This window comes from Pseudoalteromonas sp. T1lg23B, from assembly GCF_002964665.1.
Classification (GTDB): Bacteria; Pseudomonadota; Gammaproteobacteria; order Enterobacterales; family Alteromonadaceae; genus Pseudoalteromonas.
The window spans coordinates 550,583-571,755 of sequence record NZ_PQBZ01000013.1; the positions used below are offsets into that span (position 1 = coordinate 550,583).

Annotated in this window: 19 protein-coding genes and 3 tRNA genes; 15 read left to right on the top strand and 7 right to left on the bottom strand. The window is 42.3% G+C overall.

Features of this window, described 5'->3' with window-relative positions; genetic code table 11:
* The first annotated feature begins 101 nt into the window (after positions 1-101).
* Complete coding sequence (locus tag C2M32_RS06165) at positions 102-521, top strand: hypothetical protein (protein WP_105167586.1); 420 nt, start codon at positions 102-104, stop codon at positions 519-521.
* A gap of 23 nt (positions 522-544) precedes the next feature.
* Entirely contained in the window at positions 545-2,329 is a 1,785-nt protein-coding gene (locus tag C2M32_RS06170; protein WP_105167587.1) for a hypothetical protein, read from the top strand.
* A gap of 99 nt (positions 2,330-2,428) precedes the next feature.
* Here the strand turns inward: C2M32_RS06170 and C2M32_RS06175 are convergent, their stop codons facing one another.
* The 3 genes from C2M32_RS06175 to C2M32_RS06185 form a co-directional block, all read right to left on the bottom strand.
* Entirely contained in the window at positions 2,429-3,442 is a 1,014-nt protein-coding gene (locus C2M32_RS06175) for a glycosyltransferase family 8 protein (RefSeq protein WP_105167588.1), read from the bottom strand.
* Positions 3,439-4,272 (bottom strand): hypothetical protein, encoded by an 834-nt coding sequence (locus C2M32_RS06180; protein ID WP_105167589.1) that lies wholly within the window; start codon positions 4,270-4,272, stop codon positions 3,439-3,441. Before C2M32_RS06180 ends, C2M32_RS06175 begins: the two co-directional genes overlap by 4 nt.
* A gap of 78 nt (positions 4,273-4,350) precedes the next feature.
* Positions 4,351-5,814: a mannan-binding lectin gene (locus C2M32_RS06185; protein ID WP_105167590.1), complete on the bottom strand. Its 1,464-nt coding sequence runs from the start codon at positions 5,812-5,814 to the stop codon at positions 4,351-4,353.
* 267 nt (positions 5,815-6,081) lie between these two features.
* Between C2M32_RS06185 and C2M32_RS20755 the strand changes: the two genes are divergently transcribed.
* The 3 genes from C2M32_RS20755 (at position 6,082) to C2M32_RS06195 (ending at position 8,417) form a co-directional block, all read left to right on the top strand.
* The gene (locus C2M32_RS20755; protein WP_234401236.1) at positions 6,082-6,372 is read left to right on the top strand and encodes a hypothetical protein; all 291 of its coding nucleotides are present in this window, start codon (positions 6,082-6,084) and stop codon (positions 6,370-6,372) included.
* The gene (locus tag C2M32_RS20760) at positions 6,348-6,572 is read left to right on the top strand and encodes a hypothetical protein (protein ID WP_234401237.1); all 225 of its coding nucleotides are present in this window, start codon (positions 6,348-6,350) and stop codon (positions 6,570-6,572) included. Before C2M32_RS20755 ends, C2M32_RS20760 begins: the two co-directional genes overlap by 25 nt.
* Before the next feature lie 141 nt (positions 6,573-6,713).
* The gene (locus C2M32_RS06195; protein ID WP_105167591.1) at positions 6,714-8,417 is read left to right on the top strand and encodes a methyl-accepting chemotaxis protein; all 1,704 of its coding nucleotides are present in this window, start codon (positions 6,714-6,716) and stop codon (positions 8,415-8,417) included.
* 14 nt (positions 8,418-8,431) lie between these two features.
* On the opposite strand, the gene fldB is transcribed toward C2M32_RS06195, so the two are convergent.
* Positions 8,432-8,953 carry a flavodoxin FldB gene (fldB, locus tag C2M32_RS06200; protein WP_105167592.1) on the bottom strand — a complete coding sequence of 174 codons (522 nt, stop codon included), beginning with the start codon at positions 8,951-8,953 and terminating at the stop codon, positions 8,432-8,434.
* An 80-nt stretch (positions 8,954-9,033) separates the two neighbouring features.
* Between fldB and xerD the strand changes: the two genes are divergently transcribed.
* The 10 genes from xerD to C2M32_RS06250 all read left to right on the top strand — a co-directional run bounded on the left by xerD (position 9,034) and on the right by C2M32_RS06250 (position 17,401).
* Entirely contained in the window at positions 9,034-9,960 is a 927-nt protein-coding gene (gene xerD / locus C2M32_RS06205; protein ID WP_105167593.1) for a site-specific tyrosine recombinase XerD, read from the top strand.
* A 62-nt stretch (positions 9,961-10,022) separates the two neighbouring features.
* Positions 10,023-10,772: a bifunctional protein-disulfide isomerase/oxidoreductase DsbC gene (dsbC, locus tag C2M32_RS06210; protein ID WP_105167594.1), complete on the top strand. Its 750-nt coding sequence runs from the start codon at positions 10,023-10,025 to the stop codon at positions 10,770-10,772.
* Between the two features lie 78 nt (positions 10,773-10,850).
* Positions 10,851-12,581: a single-stranded-DNA-specific exonuclease RecJ gene (gene recJ / locus C2M32_RS06215; RefSeq protein WP_105167595.1), complete on the top strand. Its 1,731-nt coding sequence runs from the start codon at positions 10,851-10,853 to the stop codon at positions 12,579-12,581.
* 121 nt (positions 12,582-12,702) lie between these two features.
* Positions 12,703-13,801 (top strand): peptide chain release factor 2 gene (gene prfB, locus C2M32_RS06220; protein WP_105167596.1). Its coding sequence is split into 2 segments (ribosomal slippage): positions 12,703-12,777 and positions 12,779-13,801, totalling 1,098 coding nucleotides; the frame shifts between segments, so codons are not numbered across the junction.
* A gap of 27 nt (positions 13,802-13,828) precedes the next feature.
* The gene (gene lysS / locus C2M32_RS06225; protein WP_105167597.1) at positions 13,829-15,370 is read left to right on the top strand and encodes a lysine--tRNA ligase; all 1,542 of its coding nucleotides are present in this window, start codon (positions 13,829-13,831) and stop codon (positions 15,368-15,370) included.
* Positions 15,371-15,578: 208 nt separating this feature from the next.
* A tRNA-Ser gene (locus tag C2M32_RS06230) sits at positions 15,579-15,671 on the top strand.
* Between the two features lie 25 nt (positions 15,672-15,696).
* A tRNA-Arg gene (locus tag C2M32_RS06235) sits at positions 15,697-15,773 on the top strand.
* A 65-nt stretch (positions 15,774-15,838) separates the two neighbouring features.
* A tRNA-Arg gene (locus tag C2M32_RS06240) sits at positions 15,839-15,915 on the top strand.
* Positions 15,916-16,329: 414 nt separating this feature from the next.
* Positions 16,330-17,076 carry a hypothetical protein gene (locus C2M32_RS06245; protein WP_105167598.1) on the top strand — a complete coding sequence of 249 codons (747 nt, stop codon included), beginning with the start codon at positions 16,330-16,332 and terminating at the stop codon, positions 17,074-17,076.
* Between the two features lie 52 nt (positions 17,077-17,128).
* Entirely contained in the window at positions 17,129-17,401 is a 273-nt protein-coding gene (locus C2M32_RS06250; protein WP_105167599.1) for a hypothetical protein, read from the top strand.
* 96 nt (positions 17,402-17,497) lie between these two features.
* On the opposite strand, the gene C2M32_RS06255 is transcribed toward C2M32_RS06250, so the two are convergent.
* From C2M32_RS06255 to C2M32_RS06265, 3 genes are read right to left on the bottom strand one after another with little or no spacing between them, the layout of a single operon-like run.
* Positions 17,498-18,475, bottom strand: coding sequence for a Gfo/Idh/MocA family protein (locus C2M32_RS06255; protein ID WP_105167600.1), 978 nt, complete (start codon positions 18,473-18,475; stop codon positions 17,498-17,500).
* Position 18,476: 1 nt separating this feature from the next.
* A complete protein-coding gene (locus C2M32_RS06260; protein WP_105167601.1) occupies positions 18,477-20,063 on the bottom strand; it encodes a GMC family oxidoreductase in 1,587 nt (528 codons plus the stop codon).
* 11 nt (positions 20,064-20,074) lie between these two features.
* Positions 20,075-20,536, bottom strand: coding sequence for a hypothetical protein (locus tag C2M32_RS06265; RefSeq protein ID WP_105167602.1), 462 nt, complete (start codon positions 20,534-20,536; stop codon positions 20,075-20,077).
* Between the last annotated feature and the right edge of the window lie 637 nt (positions 20,537-21,173).

Sequence of the window (21,173 nt, forward strand, 5' to 3'; positions counted from 1 at the left end):
ATAACGCCGTGCCTGTAAACAATAAGCAAAAATACTGAATGCTTATTTAATTCACAGCGAGCAGTAGCTCGTTAAAACGCATTGTTGAAGAGGAAATTAACATGTCTAATTGGTCAGCACCCCAAGCGCTAAGTATTCCAGCAGGAAAACTGGTAATTTTTAGCGCCACTCATCAAGCACAATTCCAGCAGCAGATACAAGTTATTGATGCCAATGGTCATCCCATTACCTTCCAAACGTTCGATGGACAATCCCATACTTTTCCCATTACAGGACAAGGCACGGGCGTGAATTTATTTACCAATGGTAACGGTAAATTCATTATGCAATCGGGCTACCAAATTCAGTTTAAGAACGACCACTCAAAAACGTCTTTGGTGGCGGCAAGTACCGTAGAGTTTGATCTCAATGGCATTGTTTATGGCGGTGGAACATTATTTGTAACCGATGATCAGGGTGGGGCAGAACCTGATTACAACGATACCAGTCTGTCACTGCAATGGTTTAACTCTCAGGGTTAACACTCGTTAAAAAGGAATTCATTATGAATAAGCAAGTAAAAGGCTTTGAGCATGTTTCAAAGACTGTATGGTCAGGCACACTGCTCATGTGTTCGAGCATCGTTTTGGCACAAAGTTTCCCTGGTGGGACACCCATCACACCAACAGATTTAACAGCAACGCCTGCTCAGCTGCCGGCTCCCCCACCTAAATATCAATTGAACGATCCAATAAGTCATGAAGAGTTTGCGCGTTTTGCTTGGCGGCAATTTATTTACTTGAACTCACCTGCGAAGAAAGCCAATTCAGGACCCACCACTGTGTCCCCCGTTGTCAGGGGGACTGTGGACCCTAACGCCAGTTTTGTAACCTCGGGTAACCCACGCTTTTATCACTCAGGCAAAAGTTCAACGGACAACTTTAGTAGCAACATTTTGCTTTGGGAAAGTTACGCGCACCGCTCTGAATTATTCCCAAAGGATTCCAAAGCCAGCGGTGATTTTCCCACTCTGTTACCGAAGTACGAATTTGAGAACGTTACAGTAACGTCAAACCAGGCGCGTTTTAATAATCTCGATGAGAGCTCGCAGATTGGCCAGAATAAGATCTTCTTTCCAAAAAACGGCAGTACGCCGTCAACCAATCCCTATGACGATTATGAAGTGCTGTTTGAGGCCAAAGTTAATCAAACGGAATATGATTATATTAAAGGGTTAAATGTTACTGTCGGGCAACCGTTGGCAAGCTTTGATTTACCAAATGAAACCATAGAAATAAAAGCGGCATGGCGGGTATTGAGTGATGAGCTGGCGCAATCGGGTCGTTACCATACAGCAGAAGCGGTGTACTACAAAGGTGAAGAGAGTGCTCTTGAGGCGCATGTTGCCACTTTTGGCTTGATTGGCCTACACATCATTAGAAAGATGGAAAATTACGAAGCGTTTGTATTTTCTACATTCGAGCATGTAGATAACCTGAAAAAACCAAACGGTGCTGATACCGGTCTCTATTTTTACACCACGTATAATCAATTGAGCTACCAAAGCACGGTCTCATCAACGCCGCACGCGATTGTGAACACTGGCACAAATTTAGTGCAATTGCCTCTACCTAAGGCTGGTAGTATAACCGCTGCAAATGGTTATGATTTTATTAGTGGTAATTTCACGCAGCCAACGGCGACCTCTGCGGGCCCAATCCGAGTTGTTCAACCACCGACAATCACCAATGCGGTGATTAGTGTTAATCAGGAAGTGAAAAATGCCATGGCACAATCTGGACAGTTTGGTAACTCAGTGTGGCAGTATTATCAACTCAAAGGTGTGCAACCTTTACCCGCAAATGAAGACAGCAGTGTCGCAGGTAAGGCTAATCCACTGACTAAAGACTTCTTTTTAGCCAACAATGTGATTGAAAGTAGTCAACCAGGTATTCAGTTGTTTAAAGGTGGGGCGCCGGGTCCACTTCCACAGCCACCGAATACTGTGAACTGTGATAAACCTGTTCCAGCATCTGGACAGCCTAGTGTAAATTGTTTGCCAAATCCAAGAGCAGGCGCCACCGCAGCAAACATTCAGAATGTGCCTAACTTGGTTGTTCCGGGCGTCAGTCATGGAGAGCAAAATAATATTGTGATGGGGGGATGTATGGGATGTCACGGTCAATCGAAATATACCAATGCCAGTGGCACCAAAAGTAGCATCTTTAGCTTTTTGATCAGTACGGAAAATTTGGAAAGTCGTGGTGGTTTTAAAGCGGAACCATTTGATCAAAATGGTGTTAGCTTAAGTGCTACAGCACGAAGATACATGGCTACACAAAGCAAGTAGTTTAGAGAGAAGGAGTGCTAAGCGCTCCTTTTTATATGATTTTTCTAACAATATCAAATGAGTGATGTATGCGCTTAGGCTGTTATCCAATACAATATACTATGATTGATTAACCAATTTCACAGCAGACTGTTCTGCATATTCACTTGTCAATGCCTGTATGCTGCTTGGAAGTGTTGCGCCTGCGTTTTCCGTCCAATGGTACTGCTGGGTGATACGCGATGCGGCAAACTGAGTATCTGATCCAAGTGTGCATTCATCCCAAATATCTCTCCATAGATGCAGATACTTTAGGTAATGCGGTGCCAATTCGAGTATCTCTGTGTCGTCGTAGTTAAACCAAGGTTTAATGACACCAGCAAAATGAAGAAACTTGGCATCGAGTAAGGTCACCTTATCTAGCTGATGAATATATTGCTCGATAAAAGGCATAAAGTTGTAGCGGCCATCGGTCAACTGTACTTTGTTTTTAAAGTAGATGTTAAACAACATTTGATCGGTAAAACCTTTGAGGCCAAAATTACGCCAAAGGGAAAAATCATCTATGAGTCGAACAATTCCTTGATAATGCTCGCCCGTGAGGTATACCTTTGAAACAGCCATAAAACCAGAGTTAAATGAGTCGGTGAGCTCGCTCTGTCCGTAACTTTTTGGGATCGCCAAAAGAGGGGATTGAGTATGGGCCAGTAACTTATTAGCTCTATGTTCGTAGGCGAAACCGTCCGGTGCGGCTAAAAAGTCACTGGGATGTTCGAATACTTCTTTTATGTCACCACAGCACATGCCATCGCTGTCTAGAAACACCAGCTTTTCATAATCACGCAAGCGCAGTATTTCAAGTGATAGTAGCCGTAGGTGTAGATCGGCGCGTAATTGCGGTAGATGTTTTCGCAACCTGTTGGTGGCCTGTTCAATTTGTTCAGAACGATTGATAAACTTTACAGGATAATGGGCACTTAAACGTGCTTTATTTTCCGAAGACAAATGGTCAATGAAGATTACGATGTCACCTGCAAACCAAGCGTTATATTTCAAGAAGCTATAAATTAACACTTCTGTGCCGAGCACGAAATTGTCGCACGTTACTGTGGCCAAACAATATGTTTTTTTCATAGATTATGTGCTCCGATTGGATTGGCAAACTCAGAACTTGAATCATCAATTAGCAGTTTATTGACTGCTCGATCGAAAGTTTCTGTCAGTAGGTCCAATGCAACTTCTCTATCTTTGGATTGCCATAGAAAGTAATTGAGCATGCCATATCCGGCTGGTGTTTTATTTGCATCAAGAATGAACAAACGCTGGCTTTGCGCACATCTTACAATGTCTAGCTCGCCAAAATCTAAGCCGATCAGTTTGCAAAACTTGGTAATGTTTATTTGTTCTTGATAACTAAACACCGTATGGGTTCCCAGTAGCTCTGGAGGCTTCTGGTCTCTATCATCCAATCCATCGCAAGCGACAGCTTGTTGTACCAAATACACAATAGGAAGTTGGCCAAAAATCACAGGGACGCGATACTCTTGCTGATAGCCACCTACCGTGGAATCAATCAGGGCTTGATAGACTTTATTTTCATCATAATGTGCTATCGGTGTATTGATCACACGACCCCCCTTAACCCCATTCGCATTGGGTTTTTCAACGCATCGGCCATAGTGGGTTAATGGGTCAATAAAGCTGCCATAACCAAACACTGCATACTGCAATTGTTCAACATGCTTCTTACTGATATCGAGACAATGTCGATTTATAATGTGCCTGTTACCGATGGCTTCAAGTAATTCGCTTGGGCAGTCAAGTTCAGTTACATCGCTCCATAAAAAGGCCATATCGAATGACGCATTTAAGTCACGGGTTACCTGATAGTTTAATCTATTGATGATATGAGTAATGGAATAATATTCTTTATCAGGATACTGGGGATAGAAAAGTAATTTCATAGGATGGCGCACCTTTGATAAGAACGAGCCAATAGCCTATAGAAGACCGGCTATTGGCTCAGCTGCATGTAGATTAAGTTATTTACAACAACCACACACTGACATAACGCCTTCTTGGGTGGTAGTCCACTGACCATTCCATGTTAAAGCGAGGTTTGGACATGCGCCTGCATTATCAGTTGTACCTTTACATTTTTTCACCGCATCCTGCTGGTTATATATTGGTCCCGCTTGGACATCCACACACTGGCCCATACCTACAACAATGTTGTCAAAAATGTGGCTCAAAGAGCCTGAAGTGGTGTTTTTGTTCTTCACAGTGTCTATGCCTGCATAGCCGTGACAACCGAAACAGTTTGAGGCAAACCCATTATTAGTTTCTGGATTTGTATCGACCCATTGGAATGTCGTTTCAGCCACTGTATTTGCTAAACGAAGCGAGCCACGCTGATTGCTGACGTCTCCATTGACACTAGAGTCTTTATTAATATCACTTACCCAAATTGCGCCTACATTAAAGTAGTTTTTGAAAATGCTCATATCTCCAGATAACTGGTTATGAACACTGTTGTTCATAGATACAATATCACTCACATTTTCATCTGCTTTCCAATCACCCGCAGCTGTACCATTTGGATAAACACGACATATTTCAGTGGGAACACCAGTAAGTGTGCCGTTAGGTGCTGCTTGATTCAGGCATTTGGAAAGTGTCATATTGTCTCCGCTTGCAAGCGCTGCAGAGCATGATTCACTAATAAATGACCAGCCGGTATTGGTGGTGGGTTTATTGCAATCTGGTACGTTTTTGTTGTGCTCAAATGTTGCCCAGATGAATTCAGGGTGTTCAGGTGTTGCGATAGCAAAATGAAAGCCAATTAAACCAAGAGTGGTATTGGCCGGGGCTCCTTGCGGGTTGCTCCATACTAGATAGTCGGCCTGATTGTCGGCTGAAGTTAGTACTTTCCAAGCCGTTTTTAACTCGGTTGTACCACCAGGGAAGTTAGTGGCACTTTTTATTTGCTTGGCGTCATCACACATATTGCGACTAAAACGCATATCATAATAAACAATATTACGTGCCTGATCGAAAATCACATCGCCACCACCGGCCTCACCATGAATAAAGCTGCCGCCTTTAGCCAAGGCGTTTTTCAAAGTGACACCCGTAATTGTGTCATCACACGAGTTTGCTGGATTACCTTTTGCATCTAGCTCATAGAGTGGGTAATCATTGGTATTTGCAAAGTTTCTATTTTCTGCGTTGTTTTGCGGGTTGGTTGAAGTGCTTTCATATGGAGACATCAAACTAATAAATGATTGCCAAGTGAAGTGATAAAAATCACAAAAATCATTGCCGTTATTTGGTACTTCACTGGGAATACCTGGATCACCTGAAAACCAACTCGATGGTGCAGTGCAGCTTGCAGGTGGTGATGCAGCACTGAAAGCTTGCTTAGCGGGTAACGCTAGGATCAAACCACAACTTACAATTGATAGATATTTGTGCCATGTGAATTTGGCATTGCTTTTGTTTTTCATGACTCGCCCCTGAGTTATTTAAAGTAAACAGCGATTAAAGATTACTGCTTCACGTAAAGTGCAAGAGGCTAGACTGCTGCAAAGACGAGACCTACAAGTAGGTTATACACAAGCTTCCTTAGCAACCAGTAAACTGGCAGACTGAATTATAGTAATAAAATGACAAAAGCAAATTACATCTTATTACATATATGACAATTTCAAGCGTGCATGGAGTAAGATACATCTTGTTTATAGATATCAGTATTGAATAAAAGGACATACGTAATGCAAGCAACCGTAAAAACAATTTTAGGTTTTTTAACGCAGATAGGCTTGCCGTATCAAGAGTGCAGCATTGAACAACAGACATTTCTGCCGGGGTTGAGACTCGAACAGGGAGTATTGCACATTGACACCGCAAAGTTACTTCATCCCGGTGATATTTTGCATGAAGCAGGGCATATCGCAGTTTGTGAGCCAACAGAAAGGCATTTGATGAGTGGTGATATTTATAAAAGTGGCCGTATCAAAGTTGGATGCAGGGCGAAGAAATGGCGGCGATTGCTTGGTCTGTAGCGGCGTCTAAGTTCATAGGTTTGCCATTGGAAGTGGTGTTTCATCCTCATGGCTACAAAGGAGCAAGTGAGCATTATATCAAAATATTTTCCGAAGGAGAGGCATTTGGCACACCGCTACTAAGAGCATGGGATATGGTAGATCCAGATTTGGGGTTTCCATTTATGCGGATTTGGCTAAGGGATTTGTCATGGTATTAACTGAACATGAGATGGTGGAATATTTAATTTATTGATATTTAATGGCTTTTATTTTTGTTCTGGGCAGGCGGTAAATCACGCATTTTGATTAGACTGAGCTAAACTTAATAGCTATTCAAGATATATTATTATGAACCTCAGATGATTATTCCTTATTTTGATAAGCTCAGCACACGTTTATTTGCACCTCTAGTCATCATTTTTTTAGCCGTTCTTTTGGTGCTACTCATCTACGTGCCTAATATCACCAAACAGCATACCATCAATAATGCCATTGCATCGGCTGAAAGCACGGTTAAACAATATAAGGCAATTCGTGGGTACTATACCAAGAATATCATCAACAAAATTACCAGTGGTAAAGAGTTTTCCCCACACTTTAATCATAAAAATAATGAGAAACACATACCGCTTCCTGCGACATTTATTCATGACATCAGTGAGGAGTTTTCTGAGAAAGGGATAATCGCATTAAAGCTATACAGTCCATACCCATTTCCTGTAAGGCAGAACAGGCAGTTAGATCAATTTGCTCAACAAGCTTGGCAGAAGCTTAATAACAATCCTAAGCAAACTTTTAGCTCGGTTGAGCAGGTCGCGGGGAAAGAAGTGGTGCGTGTTGCACTTGCCGATACCATGGTGGCGCAGGGGTGCGTAAACTGCCATAACAGTCATCCACAAACTCCTCGAACAGGCTGGAAACTCAATGATGTCAGGGGGGTACTGGAAGTTCAGGTCCCCATAGATAAAGAGTTGGCGGGTGCGCGAAGCTTAAACCTCGTTATTGCAGGGATCGTTGTCGGGGCATTGTTGCTCACTATCGGTATCTTATTTTACCTATTTAGACGATTAATCTCTAACCGTCTACGTAGCTTACACAAGGCGTTAGAAGAAATTGTAGCGGGAGAGGGTAATCTCACTCACCGTCTTGAAGAGCATCCAAAGGATGAGATTGGGGTGGTGTCGGTGGCGTTTAATGAATTCATGAACAAGTTTTCTTTGGCGTTAACGCGTATCGCAACTCAGGTAGAGCAATTATCCGGTGCAACGTTTGAGATGCAAGAGATAAGCAAAACGACGAATAGTGGCGCGAAAAAGCAGCAACAAATAACAACTCAGGTTGCACAGTCTATGGATGAGATGCTGTCGTCTGTAGAAGATATGAATACAATTTCGGATGTTACGGCTGAAAATACCAAAGCAACGCAGCACGAGGCGTCTCACGGGCGCAATATCGTCAAGGAGAGTTTTGAATCTGTAGAAACGCTTTCGCATATGATGCAAAAAGTTGCCGATGTGGTGAGAAACCTTGAGTCAGATAGTCAAAATATTGGTGGGGTATTGGATGTAATTAAAAATATTGCAGAGCAAACTAACCTACTCGCTTTGAACGCCGCAATTGAAGCAGCTAGAGCTGGAGAGCAAGGGCGAGGATTTGCCGTGGTTGCTGATGAAGTTAGGACGCTGGCAAGTCGTACACAAGAATCTACAGAAGAAATTAACAATATGATCACCCAGCTTCAAGCTGGTGCTAAAAATGCAGTGCAGAGTATTGAAAATGGCAATCAGAGTATTCAGGTAAGCCAACAAAAAGCGAATGAAACCAAGCATATGATTGAAAGCATCAGTAATTCGATCAACGAGATCCAAACACAGAATGAGCAACTCACTCAAGCGGCGAGATTGCAGGGGCAAACCATCAAAGAAATTAGCGCAAGCATCACAGAGATACACCAGACGTCAAATACGACCAATGCGAGTGCTGCTGAAATTCTTGCGGCTGCCGATGAGATCAATCAAGCCGTAAAACAAATTAATGAGCAGCTACATCGATTTACAGGGTAAGAAAATAGGCGATATTAAAGTGAATCACTGTATTCAGTCATGATTTGAGTAACCCAAGTGGCGATGCGCTCATCACTTTTTTCATATTGGCTGTCTTCATCAAGTGCTAAGCCAACGAAATACTTGCCATCTTCAGTAAGCGCTTTGGAAGCCTCAAATTCATAGTCGGCAGTATTGGGCCAGTATCCTAAAAAGTCTACACCCTGTGGTGCTATCTTGTCATGTAACATGCCTAGGGCATCTTGAAACCACTGTCCATAACCTTGTTGGTCACCCATCCCAAACAGTGCGATGGTTTTACCTGAAAGATTTACAGCGTCAATATCGTCCCAACATGATTCCCAGTCTTCTTGTAACTCACCAAAGTCCCAAGTTGAAATCCCAAAGATCAAAAAGTCATACTGCTGTGCATTGGTGAGAGGCTCATCTTTGATATTGTGTAATGACACAATATCTTCTCCAATAATATCTCTTATTTTTTCGGCTGCCATTTCAGTGTAACAGGTGGTTGAACCGTAAAATAACCCTATTTGCATAGTATTTATCACTTTTAGATTGACTGATATGATAGGCGCGAAGTCTACCTTATGACGCACTAAATTGATACAGGAAGCCTGTGAGCGAACATACCTCAAGAACGCCATTAAATGAAGCCAATGCGCAAAGCATAGAATTGTTTCTAGACTCCTTATATTTGGAGCAGGGATTAAGCGAAAACACTCTGGCAGCCTATCGAAGTGACTTGGATAAATTTGCGCAATTTATTCAATCAATAGATAACAGCTATTCACTGCTAAAGGTGCAAAGCGCAGATGTTGAAGCTTATTTGGCACATCGGCATGATTTAGGATTGAAATCACGTAGCACGGCTAGAGCAATCAGTGCCTTGAAACGATTTTATTTATTTTTTTTGCGCCAAAAAGAAATCACCGCAACGCCACTTTTAAATATTGCACAACCTAAAACAGCGCAAACTTTACCAAAGACTTTGACAGAGCAAGAAGTTGAGGCGCTGTTAGAGGCCCCTGATTTATCCGATGCAATGGGGCTCAGAGATAAAGCAATGTTAGAGCTGCTGTATGCTACAGGGTTACGGGTGACGGAACTGGTCGGTATGAGAATGGAACAAATCAATGTGCGCCAAGCCGTTGTGCTGGTAAAAGGCAAAGGTGGTAAAGAACGCTTGGTGCCTATGGGTGAAGAAGCATTGCACTATGTTGAACAGTTCTTAAAGGTTGGTCGCCCTGAAATGGTTAAACATGCTACCGATTTTGTGTTCCCTTCAAAGCGCGGAACGGGGATGACACGTCAAACTTTTTGGCATCGAATTAAACACTATGCTATTTTGGCAAATGTAACGTCACCATTATCACCACATACGTTACGTCATGCATTTGCAACACATTTGTTGAATCATGGCGCTGATTTAAGAGTTGTACAGATGATGTTGGGGCATAGTGACTTATCGACAACACAGATTTATACACATGTTGCCAGTGAACGGTTAAAAACGCTTCATCAGCAGCATCATCCCAGAGCTTGATGGAATTTTATTTGAAATTGTCGGTCTACTGGGTGACTGGATAATAATTGAAAGAGCATAATATGAAAAAACTAATGTATGTAGCGGCAATGGCATGCTGCTTTTCAACCTTCGCCAACACAGCCCCCGAAGCTATTTCTGCTGAGGAGGTTGCGCCGCTAGCTATTGATCCTATTAAAGAAAGCTTTGCTAAATTAGGCGTAACAGTTTCAAGTATCGAAGACAGCCCTGTAGCTGGTTTAAAGACCGTTTTAACTGACAAAGGTGTACTTTACGCCAGCGCTGACGGTAAATATTTGATGCAAGGTAATCTAATTGATTTGGAAAACCGCGTAAACGTAACCGATCAAGCACTTAGTGGTGTGCGTAAAGAGGGCGTGGCACAATACCAAGATTCAATGATTGTGTATAAAGCTGAAAATGAAAAGCACCAAATTACGGTCTTTACAGACATTACCTGTGGCTATTGCCGTAAGTTGCATAGAGAGTTGGAAGACTACCTATCAGCAGGTATCACAGTAAAGTATCTGGCTTACCCTCGTGGTGGTTTACAGGGCTCTGGTTACGAAGATCTTAGAAATGTCTGGTGTGCAAAAGATGCTGCACAGGCACTTACCGATGCCAAAGCAGGACAAAAAGTTGCGAAAGTCGAAAATTGTAGCGCTCCTGTCGCTGAGCACTATCAGTTGGGCCAGAGCTTTGGTTTGTCTGGCACACCAGCGATTATTCTTGATGACGGCACGCTAATTCCAGGCTATCAACCTGCAGACTCGTTATCAAAAATGTTAGAAGACAAAAGCACGAAGTCATAATTGAGGGTATAATACCGTCAACGAGAAAAAGGCCGTCAGGCCTTTTTTATTGCTTCAAATTTAAGGTTTAGTTAGTTAATGAACACCCATATCCAAGTACGTCAACGCGTCGATGATAGTCACCTACCAAACCAATTACACCCTGTTATTAGACAGATTTATGCCAGCCGAGGTGTACAATCAGCACACGAATTGGATAACAGAACCAATACGCTTCTTGATTTTCGTCTGTTAAAAGATATTGAAAAGGCGTGCGATATTTTACAGTCAGCGCTTCACGAGCAGGCGAAAATTCTAATTGTTGGTGATTTTGATGCGGACGGGGCAACAAGTACAACGGTACTGATGGAAGGGTTAGCTCTATTTGGTTATCAACATGTGGATTACTTGGTGCCAGATAGGTTCAACTTAGGCTATGGTTTGAGTCCTGCATTAGCTGAACAAATTGTGCAGTTACAACCTGATTTAGTGATCACCGTTGATAATGGCATTTCGTGTATTGCTGGTATAGATATCGTTAAGCAAGCTGGGATAAGTGTGATAGTCACCGACCATCACCTACAGGGTGAGCAGCTACCTAATGCGGATGCTATCGTTAACCCTAACCAACATGGCTGTCAGTTTCCATCAAAATCTATTGCCGGAGTTGGCGTTGCATTTTATTTACTCATGGCACTGCGTAGCACATTAAGAGAGCAAGGCTATTTCGAGCATTTAGGGCAAGCGATGCCAAACCTTGCATCTTTGCTTGATGTTGTCGCCTTAGGAACCGTAGCGGATGTTGTTGCGCTTGATGCCAACAATAGAACCTTGGTTTATCAAGGGCTAGCACGTATTCGTAGTGGCCATACGCGGCCTGGAATTTTGGCGTTGATAGAAGTTGCTAATCGTAATGCAGCGCGACTAACAGCCAGTGATTTTGGCTTTGCGTTAGCGCCACGCCTAAACGCCGCGGGTCGTTTGGATGATATGAGTTTGGGAATAGCGTGTTTGCTTTCTAAGGATATCCATCAGGCACGACGTATCGCTGGCGAACTGGATAGCCTCAACCATGAGCGACGCGAAATCGAACAAGGGATGCAACAAGAAGCACAGGCCGTGTTGGAGCGCTTCGTGCTAAGCAGTCAAAGCGTGCCCGATGCCGTGTGCCTATACCAACATGATTGGCACCAAGGAGTAATTGGTATTCTTGCTGGGCGTCTCAAAGAGCAATATCATCGCCCAACTGTTGTGTTCGCGCAGGGAGACAATGGTGAGATAAAAGGTTCTTGTCGCTCTATTGAAGGTGTACACATAAGAGACTTATTAGAATCTCTTAATACTCGCTATCCAGATTTAATAGAAAAGTTTGGCGGACATGCAATGGCGGCTGGCCTCACTATTCAAGAGCAAAACTTCGAGCGTTTTAAACAAATTTTTGTACAAACTGTGAGTGAAAGCTTGTCGCCAGAGCACAAACAGAGTGTGTTATTAACTGATGGGGTGTTGCCAGCTGATTGTTTTACAATGGAATTTGCACAGCTTCTTCAACAAGCTGGACCTTGGGGGCAGCATTTTCCTGAACCAGTTTTCTGCGGAGAGTTTGAGCTAGTACAACAACGAATTGTTGGCGAAAAACATTTAAAACTGGTGCTCAAACATCAATCAGGAAAGCTGGTTGATGCAATTGCATTTAATGTCGATGTACGGTCATGGCCAAATTCACAAGCAACGCATTCACAGGTGGCTTATCAGCTTGACATCAACGAGTTTAGAGGCAAGTTTTCATTACAGCTGATCGTGCGAGAAATCAGCGCAATAACCTCATAAAGGCATTTATAGCCAGAACAAACTTTGCTATTATGGCGCGTTTAATAATTGTCGCCTCGTAGCGCCCTAGCAGGCATCACGAGCAAGCGCAGAAAATCGATAATTTTTTGGAGTAATATGCATGTTTGAAGTGAATCCTGTGATTAATCAAATCAAGGACATTCGCGAACGTACTGAGCTGCTTCGGGGGTACCTTTGACTATGCTCACAAACAAGAGCGCTTAGAAGAAGTCAATGCAGAACTTGAAGATTCGGCGGTATGGAACGAGCCTGAAAAAGCACAAGCTTTAGGGCGTGAAAAGTCAGCTTTAGAGGAAGTTGTTGAAACCATTGATAACTTGGTTTCAGGTGCTGACGATGTGGAAGGTTTGGTAGAACTAGCCGTTGAAGCGGAAGATCAGGAAACCTTTGACGAAGCTCAGCAGGAATTGGAAACATTGCTGGCGTCATTGGAAAAACTTGAATTCCGTCGAATGTTTTCAGGTGCACACGATAGCAACGATGCATATTTAGATTTACAGTCAGGCTCTGGCGGTACCGAGGCACAAGACTGGTGTAACATGCTCTTGCGTATGTATTTACGCTGGGGTGAAGCAAAAGGCTTCAAAGTTGAGCTGGTTGAAGCGACAGATGGTGATGTTGCCGGTATCAAAGGTGCAACAGTGCGTTTTGTCGGTGAATATGCCTACGGTTGGTTACGCACAGAAACGGGTGTTCACCGTTTGGTACGCAAGAGTCCTTTTGATTCAAGTGGTCGTCGTCACACCTCATTCGCTTCTGCCTTCGTATACCCTGAAGTTGACGACAACATTGAGATTGATATTAATCCGGCTGATTTACGTATTGACGTATATCGTGCCTCAGGTGCGGGTGGTCAGCACGTTAACACCACCGAGTCCGCGGTTCGTATTACCCACGTACCAACGAATACGGTAGTACAGTGTCAGAACGAGCGTTCACAGCACAAAAATAAAGCGCAAGCGATGAAGCAGTTAAAAGCCAAGTTATTTGAACTTGAAATGCAAGCGCAAAATGCTGAAAAGCAATCACAAGAAGATGCCAAGTCAGATATCGGGTGGGGTAGCCAAATACGTTCATACGTATTGGATGACTCGCGTATTAAAGATTTACGTACTGGTGTTGAAAATCGCAATACGCAAGCCGTATTAGATGGTGATTTAGACAAATTTATCGAAGCTAGCCTGAAATCAGGCCTTTAATCAACAAGCTAAACTAAGAGCTAAAAAATGACAGATCAAATCCAAGACGAAAATAAACTCATTGCTGAGCGTCGTACCAAGTTGGATGCGATTCGCGAGAATTGCAGTGCCAATGGCCACCCTAACAGCTTCCGCCGTGAAGACTATACGGCTGATCTACAGGCTAAGCTTGGTGATAAATCGAAAGAAGAATTGGTTGAATTAGACTGCCAAGCTTCTGTTGCTGGCCGCATTTTAGCTAAACGTGGTCCATTCTTGGTTTTACAAGATATGAAAGGCCGCATTCAGGCGTATGCTTCAAAAGACGTACAAAAAGATTTGAAAGAAAAATATGGTCAACTAGATATTGGCGATATTATTGGTGTCAAAGGTCCAGTACACAAATCTGGTAAAGGCGACTTATATGTAGACATGGTCGAGTATGAACTACTGACCAAGTCATTGCGTCCCCTACCAGAAAAGTTCCATGGCTTGACTGACCAAGAAGCCAAGTACCGTCAGCGTTATGTTGATTTAATCACTAACATGGAAACGCGTGAAACGTTCCGCATCCGTTCAAAAGTGATTGAGGGTATCCGCCGTTTCTTAGCAGAACGTGACTTTATGGAAGTTGAAACACCGATGCTTCAGGTGATTCCTGGTGGCGCATCAGCACGCCCATTCGTAACTCACCATAATGCATTAGACATTGATATGTACCTGCGTATTGCACCAGAGCTTTATCTTAAGCGTCTAGTGGTAGGTGGTTTTGATCGCGTGTTTGAAATTAACCGTAACTTCCGTAATGAAGGGTTATCAACGCGTCATAACCCAGAATTTACCATGATTGAATTCTATCAGGCATATGCTGATTACAATGATCTGATGAACTTAACTGAGGATATGTTACGTACAGTGGCGCAAGACGTGCTAGGTACGACGACTATCGTTAACACGACTAAAAACTCTGACGGTGAAGTGATAGACACGATTGAATACGACTTTGGTAAAGCATTTACGCGTTTATCAATGGCGGATGCCATCATTGAATATTCAGAAGCGGCAGCAGCTCAATCTCATATCTTTAAAGACCCAGAGAATCACTTTGAAGAGTTAAAAGCATTTGCTAAGCAAGTACATGTCAAAGTTCCTGAAAACTGTGTATGGGGTCCTGGCAAGTTCTTATGTGAGATCTTTGAAGAAGTGGCTGAGCATAGGCTTATTCAACCTACTTTCATTACCGAGTATCCGTGGGAAGTGTCTCCACTTGCGCGTCGTAATGATGAGAACCCATTCATTACTGACCGCTTTGAGTTCTTCGTTGGAGGTCGTGAGCTGGCAAATGGTTTCTCTGAGCTCAATGACGCAGAAGACCAAGCAGCGCGTTTTGCTCGTCAGGTTGAAGAAAAAGATGCGGGTGACGATGAAGCAATGCACTTTGATGAAGACTACATTCAAGCACTTGAGTATGGCTTACCGCCAACAGCAGGTGAGGGGATTGGTATTGACCGCTTAGTGATGCTATTTACTGACTCATCAACAATTAAAGATGTTATCTTGTTCCCGCATATGCGCCCGCAAGCTGACTAATTTAATCTTTAATAAAAAGCCGCTCAAAGAGCGGCTTTTTTGTATTTTATCTTATCTTTGTAGTATTTTTGGCCGTAAAGTGCAGAAAAGTTAAACGCTGTGATATAAATGACTTAAAAGCTGCACATTCTATGAGCATACGGTCCATTTTTACCATAAAAGTGTTTGACTTATTTTCTCAAGTCTTTATTATACGCATCCACAAGACGGAGAGGTGGCCGAGTGGCCGAAGGCGCTCCCCTGCTAAGGGAGTATAGGGTTTGTAGCCCTATCGAGGGTTCGAATCCCTCCCTCTCCGCCATGTTTTAAACATGGTTTCTTGTAACGGACGCGTAGCTCAGCTGGATAGAGTACCTGGCTACGAACCAGGCGGTCGGAGGTTCGAATCCTCCCGCGTCCGCCACTTTTCTCTAAGTGGTTAATAAAAGGGCATCTAGTAAGTGAAGATGTAAAAGATACTTAAACGACGGACGCGTAGCTCAGCTGGATAGAGTACCTGGCTACGAACCAGGCGGTCGGAGGTTCGAATCCTCCCGCGTCCGCCACTTTTCTCTAAGTGGTTAAATATAGAGAATCGTTATGCAAGGCGGTCGGAGGTTCACTCTTACAAATAACGTCCCGCATCCGCTACTTCTCTCAAGTGGTTAAATATAGAGAATCGTTATGCAAGGCGGTCGGAGGTTCACTCTTACAAATAACGCCCCGCATCCGTCACTTCTTAAAAGAAGTGAGCAATCAACCGGCATGATCTGAAAAGACAGTCGGTTTTTTTGTGCCTGAAATTTGAGCTTTGCTTAAAAAGCGAGTTAGGTGGTAGGAGGTTCACTCTTACAAAAAATGTCCCGCGTCCGCCACTTCTTAAAAGAAGTGAGCAATCAACCGCCATGATGTTAAAAGACATTCGGTTTTTTCGTGCCTGAAATTTGAGCCCAGTATTGACCATTACATAGGATAGATAAATGAAAAAAATGGCTTTTATTCTGATAATAACCATTTCATTTTTTTTAAGAGCGCAAGTGATGAATTGGCAAGTCGTGCATGAAATTTTGGATGGGAAAAGTAGGCACTTGGTAAATGAAGCTATTAGTTTTCTTCAAAATGATGGAAGCGCAAAAGCATATCATGTTTTAGGCATTATTTATGGGTTTGATGAGTTTGGCATTAAAGACAAGAAAAAGGGGCTTGAATATTTAAATAAATCGGTACATGAGGGCTGGAAGGATGCCTATGTAGATTTAGGAACATTATATTATCTTGATGGCAATATTAAGCAAGCTGCAATAATTTATCGAATTGCTATAGAAAAGTATGACGATTTGACTGCTAAAGAGTCATTGTACCTGCTCTATAATAACGACTACCTTAGCTATGACAAATATGCTAAAAATTTGTTAGATGAGTTAGTTGCGCTCAATAGAACTGATTTTATATTGATCAAAGCTGATCAGAATGTAGTAGAGAGCATTGATCGCAAAAGCGCACAACTAGCAAATGACACTTTAAAGTTGCTTTCGAACTGTGACCCATTTATTGATGATGAGGCAAAAGGATATTGCCATCATCTGGCAGCTAAGCTTTACCTAGTTGAGACATCGCCAGTATATAATATGAAAAAGGGTCTACAGCATTTACTTATTAGTGCCAGTTTAGGAAATGAGCTTTCTCAGAATATGTATTCAAGCTATACCGAGCAAAAAGACCAATAGGGTCTGAAGAATTATTTTTGACATCCCCTCAATTTGCAGCCCACGAAAAGACATGCCCACAGGGCTGCCATTTGAGCTTAAAAGCTATTTGGAATTAGTCGAACTGACAGGTAAATGTACTCGCACTGACAAACAGGGTTTCATAGAGCAAAACCTAACCCCGATTCTTGAACGGTTGAATATCAAGACAGACAACTGGCTAAAACTCACTATTCAGTTTGAAAAGGCGCTTCATGGTGCGGTAGGCAAAGAGCGTGCGCTGGATTTGTATTGCCAGCAAATGTCCGCGTCAGCCACTTTTCTCAAGTGGTTAAATAAAGAGTGAGCAATCAACCAACATGTTCTGAAAAGACAGTCGGTTAATTGCGAGATTGAACGTTTATAGAGTGATAAAGGTGTTTCTATATTGCTCTGTAACGCTTTATATCGTGTTTAAGATTTTATCCATCACCCAAGACGTATGCAGCGCAGTTAATCCTGTGGAAGGATGTTGTCGTTCGCCTAAAAGATCACTTTTTATATTCTCAACATGATGGATTTGAATATGTTTAGGATACTCGTGGACAGTTTTCTCAATACCATTTTGGGTTATCAGTGTTACTTCGGGGTCTTGGAAAATTGAAAAATGAATTTCTCCTTTACTACCAAATATAACAACGTTGTCTTGCCTTGTCGCGCTGCCAAAATTCCACATACCAGAGCCAGTGACACCGTTTTTATGAACCCAACAAGCGCTCACAGAATCCAATGCGCTGTATAGTGCCTGCTGATTACTACCAACACCTTTAGCCTCTTTATAGTCACCGAGTAAGTAACCAAATATATCGAGTCCATGGCTGGCGAGGTCATCGAAATAGCCACCAGGCGCAATATCCTTGTCGGTTCTCCAGTTATATTCGCCAGTCAAATCTATGTCGTATGTGGGACGGCAATAGTTCCAAGAAACATGGCGAACCTCTCCTATCGCACCTTGATCTATGTACGCTTTTACTTTGTTGAAAAGAGGAAGTGAACGTCGATAGTATGCTGTATACAGCGGGAGATCGCGTTCTTTAAATGCCTGACAAATCTCTAGGCTCTCTTGATAACTTGGTGATAGAGGCTTTTCTATACAGCAAATTTTTCCAGCTTGAGCAACTTTGAGTGCATAATACAAGTGGCTATCCGGAGGAGTTGCGATATAAATAGCATCAATACTTTGATCGTTAATTAACTCATCGGCATCTTTGTGAACGTGTGGAACGTTATGTCTTTGCGCATAATCGATAGCGAGTTGATGGTCTCTTCTCATTACACTGAACACATCAAAGCCTTCGACCTGCTGGTATGCAGGCAGGCTTTTTACTTCGGTAACGCTACCACAGCCGATGACTCCCCAGCGGGTTACTTTATCTTTCATATTAGGTTTCCTTGAGTAGTAAGCTTAATTTTTCACAGAGCCTGATAGATAGCGCCGCAACGGTCAAAGTTGGGTTTACGGATGATGAGCTTGGAAACACGGCTCCCCCTGCTATGGTAAGGTTACTGTGATCATGACTAAAGCAATCAGAATTGACGACAGATGTTTTGGGATCTGCTCCCATGATTGTTGTGCCAAGCATGTGTGCGTTAGACGCCAGATTAACGTTGATTTTCGTTTTGGTGGCACCTAGCAACTCACCTAGCTTTTCATATACTTTTACACTGTGTTCAGCGCTTTTGATGACATACTCCTCAACATCCCACGTCACTTCTGGGTAGGGCAAGCCTAATGCATCAAACTTAGTGGCACTCAATGTCACCTTGTTGTTTAATGAAGGAAGTTGTTCGTGTTGGGTGTGAGACCCTATTCTACGAATCGTTTTGTGTTTGAGCTGCGTTTTAAAGTCCTTGGTTAACTGCAGATCATCTATCATCTCAGTTGCAATAATTTCGCTGAAGTTACCATTACCGATAGCCAGCTTTTTGGCGGCGTAGTCTTTTCTGAAATCACCATCCATAAAATCTGTAATGGCAGAAATACCCACTGGACCTCGCCCAGAGTATACAGGTTCTTCTATATCGAATGTGGCATGCACAGTCGGGTGGTCCATTAAGTTTTTACCTACTAATCCGCTACTGTTGGCGATACCTTGTGGGCTATGCGTGGTTTTTGACATCAACAGTATTTTGGCAGATTCAATAGCATTGGCTGCCAAAATAAAGTATTTGCCTTTAATACTGATGTCTTTGCCATTTGGTGTTCTATAAATCGCAGTGGTTATTTCACCTTTGTGATTATCTTCCAGACGATGTACAACCGCATTTTCTATTAACTCAACACCGTTTTTTATTGCCTTTTCAAGAGTATGTATTGCGCTATATTGGGCACCGACAGGACAGATCGGAATACAGTTATTGCTGCCGCAACAGCTTGGCCGGCTGTCATAAGGCTTGGTGTTTCGTGCCGCAGGCTCTGCTTGAAGGTTGAGGTTGGCGCTTGCAATTTTGTCTTTTATGAAGCGATCCATGTAAGAAAGTGGCACTGGAGGAAGTGGATAGGGCGCACTTCTCCATTGCTTTAGTTGTTTGATCTCTTCGCCAGAGATCCCCATTTCACGTTCGGCCAATACGTAGTATGGCTCTAAATCCTGATAATCAATTCCCCAATCTCGGCCAACACCAAAATTACTTTTTAACTTAAAGTCTGATGGCAAAAAGCGCCATGAGGCTCCTCCCCAATGCCAAGTTGTGCCACCAACCGTTCTAATATAACTCGTATCGTATGGCCTTTTTAAAGCACTTGGATAGTCTTTTAACAGAATGGGATCTGGGTGTGGTGTGTAGGGTAACAGTGGGTATGGTGACATCGAGTCGTCGCGGCCAGATTTAAGTTGGTTTAAAACTAAATCTGCGCGCTGTAACGTGTGCCCAGCATCTAACACAGCAATCTTCAGTCCATTTTTGACGAGCTCGTTTGCACATATGCTACCTGCAACACCTGAACCTATTATAACTACATCGTACATATATATATCCTTTATACTACCGTCGGTGGCTTGTGCCAAAAGCCAGTTTGCCCGCCACAATAAGCTTTAAAATTGTGAGTATCTGCGTTTACTCTTCTCGCGATGGATGGATCTGAGCTATAGACTTGATATCTGTCGTTTAGAGTGGTGTTTAAGTAAAACGATACAGCAATTTTGCTAGCGACATTTTTAAACTTTGGCGTTTTTTTAATAATGGTCATAGCTTTTTCTTTATCTTCTCTAAAAATATTATTCATCCGAGATATTAACTCGAACTCTTGTGGAGAAAGTTCTGCGAATATCTTGTCTTTTTCGCTTCTACTATCATTTAGGTGTAAGTAATGTAATAGTGACTCGAATTCATCGCGACTATTATTAAAGCTGGAACTTAAATAACTTCCTGCTGAGGAGTGGAGTGGTGTTAGTAATAAGAAACTAACTCCTAAATTGCTTATAAAGCTTCGCCTGTTCATCAATCTTCCTTTTGTATAATTATCTTCATAAGATTTTATCCTTCAAATGACAGCGTTGTCAATTTGATGGTTTGTAAGAAATATTAAATTTAAAATAACCTTCAATACTAGTTTGTTAGCGCTTTTTTTGGTTGTTTGTTACTGAGGTTTTTATTTTGTTGTGAGGTGTTCGAAAATTTACTGATTAAAATTGATGTAGAACTATTTTTTTGTAAGCTTATAAAAATAATTAATCGTTGGTTCTTTTAAGTGATTTTATAATTAGCTATTTTACTTTTATGAACCACTTTGCTGTATTTTTTCTTCTGGAGATAAGCCCTAGTAAAAGTAATTGATGAACTATAACAAAGAATACATTTTAATTTTCTATGTTATTTTAACTTTATGTTAATGCTTTTTTTGGAGTGAGGGCGTCTTGGGTCGTTGATGACCTATTTTTAATATATTAAATAATGACTGCTACTCGAATAGCCGTAGCAATTATATTTTTCTTTCCTTCATTCAGTGTCTTTAAGAGTTGCGCTCATATGAATGTCGATAAATGCGGTTTTGGCAATGATGGGTTCGCTTAGCAAACGAGTTTGCGTAGTGAGAAGGACACGGGTGAAGCTTCAATATTATTTGGGTCTTTAATTGA

Bases quoted from the DNA above. Each gene is read 5' to 3' on its own strand.
- C2M32_RS06165 (WP_105167586.1), top strand. From the start codon at position 102: ATGTCTAATTGGTCAGCACCCCAAGCGCTAAGTATTCCAGCAGGAAAA.
- C2M32_RS06170 (WP_105167587.1), top strand. From the start codon at position 545: ATGAATAAGCAAGTAAAAGGCTTTGAGCATGTTTCAAAGACTGTATGG.
- C2M32_RS06175 (WP_105167588.1), bottom strand. From the start codon at position 3,442: ATGAAAAAAACATATTGTTTGGCCACAGTAACGTGCGACAATTTCGTG.
- C2M32_RS06180 (WP_105167589.1), bottom strand. From the start codon at position 4,272: ATGAAATTACTTTTCTATCCCCAGTATCCTGATAAAGAATATTATTCC.
- C2M32_RS06185 (WP_105167590.1), bottom strand. From the start codon at position 5,814: ATGAAAAACAAAAGCAATGCCAAATTCACATGGCACAAATATCTATCA.
- C2M32_RS20755 (WP_234401236.1), top strand. From the start codon at position 6,082: ATGCAAGCAACCGTAAAAACAATTTTAGGTTTTTTAACGCAGATAGGC.
- C2M32_RS20760 (WP_234401237.1), top strand. From the start codon at position 6,348: ATGGCGGCGATTGCTTGGTCTGTAGCGGCGTCTAAGTTCATAGGTTTG.
- C2M32_RS06195 (WP_105167591.1), top strand. From the start codon at position 6,714: ATGATTATTCCTTATTTTGATAAGCTCAGCACACGTTTATTTGCACCT.
- fldB (WP_105167592.1), bottom strand. From the start codon at position 8,953: ATGCAAATAGGGTTATTTTACGGTTCAACCACCTGTTACACTGAAATG.
- dsbC (WP_105167594.1), top strand. From the start codon at position 10,023: ATGAAAAAACTAATGTATGTAGCGGCAATGGCATGCTGCTTTTCAACC.
- recJ (WP_105167595.1), top strand. From the start codon at position 10,851: ATGAACACCCATATCCAAGTACGTCAACGCGTCGATGATAGTCACCTA.
- lysS (WP_105167597.1), top strand. From the start codon at position 13,829: ATGACAGATCAAATCCAAGACGAAAATAAACTCATTGCTGAGCGTCGT.
- C2M32_RS06245 (WP_105167598.1), top strand. From the start codon at position 16,330: ATGAAAAAAATGGCTTTTATTCTGATAATAACCATTTCATTTTTTTTA.
- C2M32_RS06250 (WP_105167599.1), top strand. From the start codon at position 17,129: ATGCCCACAGGGCTGCCATTTGAGCTTAAAAGCTATTTGGAATTAGTC.
- C2M32_RS06255 (WP_105167600.1), bottom strand. From the start codon at position 18,475: ATGAAAGATAAAGTAACCCGCTGGGGAGTCATCGGCTGTGGTAGCGTT.
- C2M32_RS06260 (WP_105167601.1), bottom strand. From the start codon at position 20,063: ATGTACGATGTAGTTATAATAGGTTCAGGTGTTGCAGGTAGCATATGT.
- C2M32_RS06265 (WP_105167602.1), bottom strand. From the start codon at position 20,536: ATGAACAGGCGAAGCTTTATAAGCAATTTAGGAGTTAGTTTCTTATTA.